This is a genomic window from Candidatus Nitrospira nitrificans, from assembly GCF_001458775.1.
GTDB classification, from domain to species: domain Bacteria; phylum Nitrospirota; class Nitrospiria; order Nitrospirales; family Nitrospiraceae; genus Nitrospira_D; species Nitrospira_D nitrificans.
In genome coordinates this window covers 1-9,873 of the sequence record NZ_CZPZ01000025.1, presented here as the reverse complement: position 1 = coordinate 9,873, position 9,873 = coordinate 1, and the positions used below count along the sequence as shown (strand labels likewise).

General features: G+C 65.8%; 10 protein-coding genes. All 10 read right to left on the bottom strand.

Annotated elements, in window-relative coordinates; all coding sequences use genetic code 11:
* Positions 1–163: 163 nt before the first annotated feature.
* Positions 164–1,009 carry a restriction endonuclease gene (locus COMA2_RS14060; protein ID WP_090899484.1) on the bottom strand — a complete coding sequence of 282 codons (846 nt, stop codon included), beginning with the start codon at positions 1,007–1,009 and terminating at the stop codon, positions 164–166.
* A gap of 146 nt (positions 1,010–1,155) precedes the next feature.
* Positions 1,156–2,946, bottom strand: coding sequence for an adenylate/guanylate cyclase domain-containing protein (locus COMA2_RS14055; RefSeq protein ID WP_090899481.1), 1,791 nt, complete (start codon positions 2,944–2,946; stop codon positions 1,156–1,158).
* A gap of 558 nt (positions 2,947–3,504) precedes the next feature.
* Entirely contained in the window at positions 3,505–3,804 is a 300-nt protein-coding gene (locus COMA2_RS21350; protein WP_090899479.1) for a type II toxin-antitoxin system RelE/ParE family toxin, read from the bottom strand.
* Positions 3,801–4,019, bottom strand: coding sequence for an addiction module protein (locus COMA2_RS21145; protein ID WP_090899476.1), 219 nt, complete (start codon positions 4,017–4,019; stop codon positions 3,801–3,803). Before COMA2_RS21145 ends, COMA2_RS21350 begins: the two co-directional genes overlap by 4 nt.
* 125 nt (positions 4,020–4,144) lie before the next feature.
* A complete protein-coding gene (locus COMA2_RS14040) occupies positions 4,145–4,834 on the bottom strand; it encodes a hypothetical protein (RefSeq protein ID WP_090899473.1) in 690 nt (229 codons plus the stop codon).
* Positions 4,831–5,352, bottom strand: coding sequence for a DUF2971 domain-containing protein (locus COMA2_RS14035; protein WP_139077364.1), 522 nt, complete (start codon positions 5,350–5,352; stop codon positions 4,831–4,833). Before COMA2_RS14035 ends, COMA2_RS14040 begins: the two co-directional genes overlap by 4 nt.
* A gap of 277 nt (positions 5,353–5,629) precedes the next feature.
* Positions 5,630–6,619 (bottom strand): ABC transporter substrate-binding protein, encoded by a 990-nt coding sequence (locus tag COMA2_RS14030; protein WP_175304621.1) that lies wholly within the window; start codon positions 6,617–6,619, stop codon positions 5,630–5,632.
* Between the two features lie 83 nt (positions 6,620–6,702).
* On the bottom strand, positions 6,703–7,497 hold the full coding sequence (locus COMA2_RS14025; protein ID WP_175304620.1) for a type II toxin-antitoxin system death-on-curing family toxin: 795 nt from the start codon (positions 7,495–7,497) through the stop codon (positions 6,703–6,705).
* A gap of 681 nt (positions 7,498–8,178) precedes the next feature.
* Positions 8,179–9,168: an integron integrase gene (locus COMA2_RS14020; RefSeq protein ID WP_175304622.1), complete on the bottom strand. Its 990-nt coding sequence runs from the start codon at positions 9,166–9,168 to the stop codon at positions 8,179–8,181.
* Positions 9,169–9,367: 199 nt separating this feature from the next.
* Positions 9,368–9,873 (bottom strand): OB-fold nucleic acid binding domain-containing protein (locus COMA2_RS14015; protein WP_245631029.1); only part of this gene is annotated, 506 nt, incomplete at its 5' end.

The following is a 9,873-nucleotide window of genomic DNA, read 5'->3' as shown; positions in this document are numbered from 1 at the left end:
AGCGCCTGCGCTTCGGCGAGCAGCACGGGGAGGGCCCCGAGAGTCAGTCCGAAGACGAACTGGCGCCGGTTCATACAATCAGCCGCCGTGCGGCGAACGGGCAGCATCAGCGGCGGCGCGAAGCGCCGTCCGCTGCATGCTGTTGTTATGCGGCTGCATCGAGCTACTCGTCGTCAATGTCGAAGAACTCTTCATCGATGTCCAAAAGATAGAGCGGGAGTTTGCGCACACCGAGCCCGCGCTCAACCATGAGATCTGCAATCGCCTGAGCGTCAAGGAGGAGGATTGTGATCGCCCCCTTCTTGTACGATGCATCGGTTGCATCCTTGGAGAAGCGGCTCGTGGTTAGGAACACACCATGGTCATACTCGCCTTGAATCGCCCCTCGGAACCGATCTATCTCCGGTCTGCCGACAGGGTTCTCCGTCCAGCGCTTGGCCTGAAAAGCCGAGCGAATGCTGATCGCCCCCTGCCGGAAGTCGCCGTGGCCGTCGATTCCTCCGTCTTGGCTCCGCCGAGTGACGTCAACGTTGCGAAACCCCAGGTGCACGAGGAGTTCCTTGCAGAAGTGTTCGAAGGCGCGGGGGGTTAGGTCCCGAAGTTCGGCAACAAGTCGTGACTTGATCTCCTCAACGTTTGTGTTGACGAGGTCCCGAAGGCTCACGGCGCTACGACCTTCGGAGACAGCCCTGGGCTCTGTCGCACCTGCTGGCGTGGCGGCGTCCGCCTCCAATCGAGCCCGGCCAGCTGCTGTGATCTTCCAAATGCCACGCTGCGAGCCGTCAACCTGGCCGATGTCAACGAGTCGCTGGCGCACCCATTGTACGAGGTTGGACCACTTTCGAGTCGAGGGGTAGTTCTCAAGACGCTCTTCCTGCTCCTCCGGCGTGAGCTCAGGAAAATGGGCGGCCACACGCGTGTACACGTCGCGCGGTCGCGCCTCGCCCCCCTGTTCAGCGAGCACCCGCAGGAGCGGAATCTCGATCTGCGCTTGTCTAGGAAAGGGCATCGGAGTTCCTCATCACTTTGGCCGCATAACGTCGCGTATCAGCCGCGGTGCGCCCTGCGCGCCGTCGGCTGCATGCGCTTGTTCGGCGAGTTGGTGGCAAGCTGAATGTTTGAATGGCGTAAACGAGAGCGACACTCCTATTCAATTCAACTCGCTGCGGGGACCAGCCGGGCATCTCGTAGCACGGCGACCGAATTCGAACGTAGCGGCTCGGGGAACACGTCGAACAACCTGGCGAGCGTTCCCGGTTCGAACCCAGGCAGGATGGCGGCCAGGCGCTTCACCTGGCGCTCGGCTTCCGCGATGTTGCCGCGCTTGCACTCGGCGACGATGAGAAAGGCGTAGCTCATTGGATAGCGTGGCGGGGCGCTCTCGATCGCCTTGTGCGCCCAGGCGACCGCCTCGTCATACTGGCCGAGCCCGAGGCGCGCGATTACCACCGCCATCTGCGGCAGGTAATTCGTGGAATCGAGCGGGCTCAGACGCAGCGCGCGGGTCGCGTTCTCGATCGCCGGCTCGGGCTCACCGGACATGGCGAGCACCAGGGCCCGGTAGCCATATGCGAACGCCGAGTTGGCGTTGAGCGCTACCGCTCTATCCAGGGCGGCGCGCGCGGCGGCGACATCCTGGTCGGTGACCAGCAGGATGAACCCAGCGTGGGCGAGCACGCTACTGTCGTCGCCGGCCACTTCCAGCGCGCGCCGAGCGTGGGCGACCGCCTTCAGCCGCATCTGTTCGCGCTCGGCCCCGCCGGCAGAGCGGAGGATCTGGCCATACGCGATCGCCATGAGGGCGTGGGCATAGGGGTAATCCGGAGAGAGGCGCAACGCCTCAGCGAGCGGCTGGACTGCCGTGGCGGCCTCGGCCGCGGAGTTGGCGAGCAGCAGCGGCATGGCGCGGAGCAGGTGATCGTAGGCGTCCAGGCTGGCCGGGGGCTTGCGCCGCGCGCGCTCGATCTCCGCCTGACGCAACGTCGGCTGAAGCGCGCCGACCACGTTTTCGGTGATGCGGTCCTGGACGTCGAACACGTCCTCGAGCGCGCCGTCGAAACGGTCGGCCCATAGGTGGGCGCGGGTAGCGGCGTCGATGAGCTGGCCGGTGATCCGGACGCGGTTGCCCGCCTTGCGCACGCTGCCTTCGAGTACGTAGCGCACTCCCATCTCGCGCGCCACCTGCTGGATATCGACGGCGCGGCCCTTGTAGACGAAGCTCGAGTTGCGCGCGATCACGAACAGTTCCCTGAACCGCGACAGGGCGGTGATGATGTCCTCCACCATGCCGTCGGCGAAGTACTCCTGCTCCGGGTCGCCCGACATGTTGGTGAAGGGCAACACCGCGATGCTGGGTCTTTCCGGCAAGGCAGGCGGGGCGTCAGGAACGGCGTCGGTCGGCCCAGCAACCGCAGAGGTATCGTCACGGACATAATACGTCTTCACCGGATAGAGGAAGTTCTTCACCGCCCTCTCGCCCTGGTCCTCGAAGCGCGCCGCCACCCTCCCTCGGGTGACCGCATGGACCGCGTCGGACACAGCGATGCCTCCCGGTTCGGCCAGTGCCTCCAGCCGCGCAGCCATATTCACCCCGGCACCGTATACCGTGCCGTCGGCCTTCTCGATGACGTCTCCCAGATGAACGCCGATGCGGAATTGCATCCGTTGGTCTTCGGGAACGCCGGCCGAATTTGCCGCGAGCTGCTTCTGCACCGCGAGCGCAGCGTTCACGGCCTCGGCCGCGGACTCGAACACGGCAAGTACCGAATCCCCCACCATGTCGACGACACGGCCCAGCCGACCTTCGATCTCGGATCTGAAGATGGCGCGTCCGGCGTCCAGCGATGCGACTGTCCGGCGCTCATTCGCCGTCATCAGTCGAGAGTAGCCGACGACATCCGCAGCCAGGATGACGGCCAGGCGCTGCCTACCCTCGGAACTGCTCATCCGACTTCCAATCGCATCGCGTTAGTTCTTCCGGATAGCCTTCGTTTCCGGCATGACCTGCTCGGCCCCGGCGCTACCTTACTGTTCCTTGAACCGTTCGCCTCAAGGCGCCGAACGCGCCGGTGAGCGGCGCGGCCGCCCGACCGGGCACCACCACGAGCCGTTCCCCGCGCCCGCTCCACTGGCGGGTTCGACGCCACGGAGCTGTTCACTCAGCGACCCCCTGCCGTCACGCGACGCGCGGCACTGGCCCGTTGCCACGTGGCCGTCGGACCGCACGCTGCGCCGACGATCTGCCTGGCGACGCCGCCCGGCATCAGATCCGTGTTCTTCGCTACCCACGGCGGGCTAGGGATCGCAACGGGTCACCCCGATGCTGCGCCACCTCGATCGCCGAGCCTTGTCTCGGCCGGGTCGATCTGCCTCTCCTCGATGCCACCGGTCGTCCGATGTCTTCAATGCCGCCACACCGTCGCTGCCCTCGGGCGCGAGACTCGATCGCCGTGCGGCGAACGCCGCGGTGAGCGGCGCGCGAAGCGCGTCCGCTCCACTGCGAGGTTATGCGTCCCTTCTGCGTCGCCACGCGTGAGGATCCCGGGCTCCATGGAAAACGCCGTACACGACGATGTGACGCGGCTCGATCTCGTAGAAGATGGCGTACGGGAACCGTCGAACGAGCGCCCGACGCATGGTCTGATCGACGAGCATAAACGCCTTCGGATGACGTTGGATGGTTGTGACACACGCGTTGACAGCCGCAAGGAAGGCGGCGGCACGATTGGGCGCTTGCCTGTGATACCAGAGGTGAGCTTCGTCGAGATCAAGCTCCGCCTCGGGCGTGAGGCGAAGTCGCTTCACTTACGGCGTCGAAGCCTAGCACGTATCTGCGTCCACGACCTCGCGGCTGACGGATTTCGCGCGTGGGCGCGCCGCCGCCGCTCGAGTTCCTTGCGCTGAGCGTCAGTCACCGGAACCGCCTCGGGTGTCTCGATGAGGCTGTCCCAGATGTCTTCGAGCAGCTGTAGCCGATCGGCCACGCTCAGCGACTGGATCTCCTTGCGGACGGTGCTCATGGCCGCATTCTCCGCTTCTGGTTCTGCGACAGCAAGCCCTCGTCAGTACGCATAACGCGCACGCTCAGCGGCCGGAGCGCGAGCATCGCGAGCGCCCGGTCCGCTGGAGCGTGTGGTTCGGCGAGTCATACGAACATGCGCCACAAGTTTGCGAGAATCGGAACCAAGAGAAACCAGCCCAAGAAGCGGAGGGCCGCTTGCGTACGGGTCAGCGGGACATTCTCACGAAGGCTCTCGAGAGCCTTGAACGCACCGACGCCTGCTACCGCGGCAGCAATGGCGGATCGCAGAATGTCGCCAAGGACCCAGCCGCCAGTGCCGAGGATCAGGAACCTGGGAGTTCCGAGCCAGACAGTGTTCGCGATCATGAGCTGCCACGGGAGCCATAACCACAACCAGTGCCGCCACGACACTCCGAGGACTCGACCCCCTGAAAGATCCTCTTCCTGTACCGGACAGCGGCTGCCGTAGAAAGCAAGAGGAACCGCCAAAGCGAAAGCTACCGCCGCGCCGAGCTGGCGGCCGGCGGGCACCGAGGCGGCTGGCGGAAGGAGTCCCAACACCAGAATCAGAGTCGAACCAAGGGCACCTGCGAGGATCCCGATGATCACCCGGCGCGAGACGTAGCTGGCGAGAAAGGCCATGGCGGCCGCTGCGACGCCTTCCACGGCCACTGCGAGTATCGGCGAGTCGGCAAGCAGGTCCTCGTCAACGCGCAAGGCGTAACTCAGGCCCTTGTAAACGCCAGTGACCACGGCACCGCCGTATACGAGGGCGAAGACAACCGCTGCGAACTGCCGACGGAGAGAGATCACACGTGTCCTCCCATCATCGGCGCCGCCGATGTTCGGCGACGTCGAAACTGGAATCCTCGCTGCTGTGTGACAATCTCAAACCTCGTGAAAGCGGGACGGGCTTTGGTGATCGTGACCCCTTCCGCCCGCTCCCCAAGCGAACGCCTCAGCTCATTTTCTGAGAGGTTGCAACGGCTACCTGCGACGACCTCCCTGAGTTCGAGCTCGGCGCCGAACGGCCAGAAGTGGTGCCCTCCCTGCTCGACGGCCTGGTCCAGCCGCACAATGCGGCGAATCTCCTCTTCGTACTGCCAGTGCGCGAACTTCGTATGAAACAGGGTCCCAGGATCACTACTACTTGCGCCTTGCTGAAGAAGGCCAGCGAGTGGTGCACGTGTCTTCAGATACGTAACGCTCTTCAAGAGATGGTCCGGCACATCGAAGCCCAGGCAGATGCCTCGGTGCTTGTCCGCGTAGTGGCTCCAGAGAACTGGGTTCCTCCAAGTTCTGCTGAAGCAGAGGACGCCATACTGAGCCATGGCCCTCGTCCTCCAAGCAGCAAACCGCCGTCGCGTAATTCGATCGGAGAGCTCTACGCTCAAGAGCTCAAATGGGTCATTGAGATCGGAGAAGCAGGCAACCTTCAGGCGACCACGCTTCAGGTCGTCAATCGCGTAGCTGGCGGACAAGAGATGGTAGACTCGCACTCTATTCCCCGCTAAGTCGCCGAACGCCGGCAGTGAGCGGCGGCGGCGAGCGGACGCGAGCCAGCCGTCCGCTCCAGTGCCATGTTCGACGCCCCATCGAGGTGGACGCTCACTCGATGACCTTATCTGCGCGCAGCAGTAACGACTGGGGGAGTTTCAGACCGAGTCCCTTCGCGGTCTTGAGATTGATGACCAGCTCAAACTTGGTGGGCTGCTGGATGGGGAGGTCGGCAGGCTTGGCGCCCTTGAGAATGTTGTCGACGTAGATCGCGATGCGGCGATAGATGTCTTGTGAGTCGTGGCCGTAGGACATCAGGCCTCCGCCCTCGACGAATTCGCGGTAGGAACCTATGCTCGGCAGCCTGTTTCTCGCCGCGAACTCGGCGATGAGGCGTCGGTGTGGATAGTGAGTCGCGTCCTGCGAAATGATCATCCCGTCGAGACCCTCTCGGGCGATGAGGTCGAAGGCGCGCCTGTAGTCGTTGGGGCCGGGCTCGGCCAGAAGTAAGGCCAGTCCGCGTGCCCCCGCTGCAGCACGCGCGCTCCTGCCTCCGGGCCCGTCCCACTCCGCTCTGGGACCGAGATAGGCCACCCGGCGGAGTTTGGGGACAGCCTCCCCGAGCAACTCCACCAGCTTGCCCTGCAGGTTCGGGCCTGTGTCGTTCGTCAGCCCAGTAGTGTTCCCACCGGGTCGCGCCAGACTGGCGACGAGCCCTTCTTCAACAGGAGCGCGACTGAACATGACGATCGGTACCGTCGTTGTGACGCGCTGCGCTTGGCGCGTCATCTCAGGGGTCGCGGTCACGAGCACATCCAGGTTGAGGCGAACCAGCTCGGCCACGACCTCGGAAGAGCGCTCCATCTTGCCCTCCACGGACCGGAGCTCCAGGATGAGGTTCTGCCCCTCCAGGTAACCCCGATCGCGCATCTCCCGCCGGAAACCGCTGTTGAAGGGGTGAGTTGGGTCGCTCGCGATACCGGTGATAGGTGTTATGGCGACGAGGCCCACCCGGAAGACCTTGCCCAGCGCCTGCGCTTCGGCGAGCAGCACGGGGAGGGCCCCGAGAGTCAGTCCGAAGACGAACTGGCGCCGGTTCATACAATCAGCCGCCGTGCGGCGAACGTTCAGCATCAGCGGCGGCGCGCAGCGCCGTCCGCTGCATGCTGCTGTTAGGCAGAGGGTCATCGTGTTGACAGCCGTCGCAGCACATTTCTGTATTTATTGATGAACCCATCGACGATTGCCTGCGAGTCGTAAAACGTACCGCTATCGACTCCGTCTTCCTCCGTGAGCTTGCAGATTCTACGGACAAGCTTGAGGTCTTTCATAGATACGAACGTCCCCTCGTCCCGATACCCGATGGTGCCGATCCTCTTCCGAACTTCCCGTGGAGATCTGAGGAATCTCTTCTCCTCGACAATCTTGTAGACATCAGCGGCATTGCCCTTGCCCGCATGAGTCAGTTCATACTGAAAATGGCCAAGTCGCCGTCGAAGTTCCCGAAAGGTGATCTGTCTCTCGCCGCGTTGAGGCTTCACCGCGCGCCTTTTGATCCAGTTGGCGATCGCCTCAACCTCAGCGTCAGGAGACTGTCGACCTCGCTTCGGTACAGCCAGGTCATGGTTGGCAACCGCCAAGATCAACTTGAATAGCTCCTTCTGATTCGTGTCTTGGAGGGTAAGACCGTTCTGGTCCAGATGCACCAGCATGGAAACGAGGGCCGTCCTCTTGTTCCCGTTATGAAAGGCGTGGTTATTGCAGACGCCATACATCAGCGTTGCGGCGCTCTGGGCGGGCGTCTCGTACTTGAGCTTGCCGCCACCTCCAGTGTGCTGTCTCCCCACTGCCGACTCCAACAGGCCGAGGTCCCGCAGACCAGCGGGCGAGATCGGATCGTTCGCCTTCGCGAAGTCCGCGACGAGGATCTCGTGGATCCGGAGGACATCCTCTACGGACAGTGTGGAGAGCGTGGTCACCGTCAGCGGTTCTCCTTCTGCCTAACGCGCCGGTGAGCGGCGCGGCCGCCCGACCGGGCACCACCACGAGCCGTTCCCCGCGCCCGCTCCACTGGCGGGTTCGACGCCACGGAGCTGTTCACTCAGCGACCCCCTGCCGTCACGCGACGCGCGGCACTGGCCCGTTGCCACGTGGCCGTCGGACCGCACGCTGCGCCGACGATCTGCCTGGCGACGCCGCCCGGCATCAGATCCGTGTTCTTCGCTACCCACGGCGGGCTAGGGATCGCAACGGGTCACCCCGATGCTGCGCCACCTCGATCGCCGAGCCTTGTCTCGGCCGGGTCGATCTGCCTCTCCTCGATGCCACCGGTCGTCCGATGTCTTCAATGCCGCCACACCGTCGCTGCCCTCGGGCGCGAGACTCGATCGCCGTGCGGCGAACTATAAGTCTCCAGAACCATGTGGCGCGGTCACGTGCGGATATCCCCGTCGGATATCTGGAAGCACCGGACGCAACGCGAGCAGCCGCACGTCTTTCTCCACGCCACGTTGGCCGCCACCTGCGTGGCTAGGCGGCGGCAGATATCCCGGGCCAGGATATCGAATATCCCCGCCCCGTGTATCCTGCCGGGCGGCCGGGCGCATCCATGGTCGGCGTTTCTCCACCCAGAGCACCATGGCCACCGCGCCTGTCGGACCTCACAGCCCCGCCATCCGGTCGGCCGGGCTGCGCACGCCGGCGGGGCCGCGGTTCAGCACGTGGGTATAGATCATGGTGGTGCTGACATCCCGGTGGCCGAGCAGTTCCTGCACGGTGCGGATGTCGTGGCCATCCTCCAGCAGGTGGGTGGCGAACGAGTGGCGCAGGGTGTGGCACGTCGCGTGCCGGGGCAAGCCGGCGCGCGCCACGGCCATCTTGACGGCACGCTGCAGCACGGACTCGTGGAGGTGATGGCGGCGGCGCTGGCTGGTGTCGCGGTCGACGTAGACGCGGGTGGCCGGGAAGACCCACTGCCATCCCCACTCGCGGCCGGCGTAGGGGTACTTGCGGGCCAGGGCCGAGGGCAGCTCCACCCAGCCGGCGCCGCGGCGCAGGTCGAGGGCGTGCTGGCGCCTCACCTCCTCCAGGTGCGCGGCGAGGTCCGCCCGCACCACGACCGGGAGCATCGTCACCCTGTCCTTGTCGCCCTTGCCGCCGCGCACGACGATCTGGTGCCGCTCGAAGTCGATGTCCTGGACTCGCAGGCGCGCGCACTCGAGCAGGCGGAGACCGGCGCCGTACAGGAGCAAGGCCATGAGCCGGGGCGCTCCGCCCAGGCCGTCGAGGATGGCCTGGACCTCGCGGCGTCCGAGCACGACGGGCAGCCGGACGGGACGCCTGGCGCGGATGACCTCGTCGAGCCACGGGAGCTCCTGCCCGAGCACCTCCCGATAGAGGAAGAGCAGGGCGCTCACCGCCTGGTTCTGCGTGGATGCGGCCACCTGCCCCTCGACGGCCAGCGAGCTGAGGAAGCGCGTGACCTCGGAGGCGCCCATCTCGGCGGGGTGACGCTTGCCGTGGAACAGGATGTACCGGCGGATCCAGCCCACGTAGGCCTTCTCGGTGCGGCGGCTGTAGTGTCGCGTGCGGATGGCGGCCCGCACGCGGTCGAGCAGGCGCGGGGGCGGCGGCGGGACAGGCTCGCGCATCACCCACCGTCGCGTGGGCATCGACAGGTACTCGACGGTGGCCGTCACCATGGGTGGCGAGAGAATACGCCCGCGGCGCCCGAGGCGGCAAGCGGCCCCGGGCAGGGGCCTCGGGCAGCGGCACCTCAACGACAGTGGCCTCGGACAGCGGCCCCGGGCGGCGGCGGATCGGCGTGAGATCGCCGCCAGGCGCACCGCCTCACCCGAAGTCGTGCGACGGCGCGTGGTGGGCGAGGCGCGGGAGAGCGGCCACGCGCTGGGCCTTGACGGAGACGACGCCGTCCTGGCGCTGGAGGATGCCGTCCACCAGGAGCAAGGGCTCGGTGACGAGCACGAGCCGGTAGCGCTGGAAGAGGCCGGGCGTCACGATGACGTTGGCGATGCCCGTCTCGTCCTCCAGGCTCAGGAAGACGAAGCCCTTGGCCGTGCCGGGTCGCTGGCGCACGATGACGCTCCCCGCCACCCGCACACGACCGCCCGCGGCGCCGCGCGCGAGATCGCGAGCCCGGGTGACCCCGGCTCGCATCAGCTCCGCCCGCCGCATGGCCAGGGGATGGCGGCCGAGCGTCACTCCCGTGCCGCCGTAATCAGCCTCCAGGCGCTCGACCTCCGTCATCTCGCGCAGGGGGGAGGTCTCGGGCGCCGCCGCGCGCTCGCCCTCCACGAACAGCAGCCCCGCCGGCGCCCGCGCGAGCCGCCAGAGAC

Bases quoted from the DNA above. Each gene is read 5' to 3' on its own strand.
- COMA2_RS14060 (WP_090899484.1), bottom strand. From the start codon at position 1,009: ATGCCCTTTCCTAGACAAGCGCAGATCGAGATTCCGCTCCTGCGGGTG.
- COMA2_RS14055 (WP_090899481.1), bottom strand. From the start codon at position 2,946: ATGAGCAGTTCCGAGGGTAGGCAGCGCCTGGCCGTCATCCTGGCTGCG.
- COMA2_RS21145 (WP_090899476.1), bottom strand. From the start codon at position 4,019: ATGAGCACCGTCCGCAAGGAGATCCAGTCGCTGAGCGTGGCCGATCGG.
- COMA2_RS14035 (WP_139077364.1), bottom strand. From the start codon at position 5,352: ATGGCTCAGTATGGCGTCCTCTGCTTCAGCAGAACTTGGAGGAACCCA.
- COMA2_RS14030 (WP_175304621.1), bottom strand. From the start codon at position 6,619: ATGAACCGGCGCCAGTTCGTCTTCGGACTGACTCTCGGGGCCCTCCCC.
- COMA2_RS14020 (WP_175304622.1), bottom strand. From the start codon at position 9,168: ATGCGCGAGCCTGTCCCGCCGCCGCCCCCGCGCCTGCTCGACCGCGTG.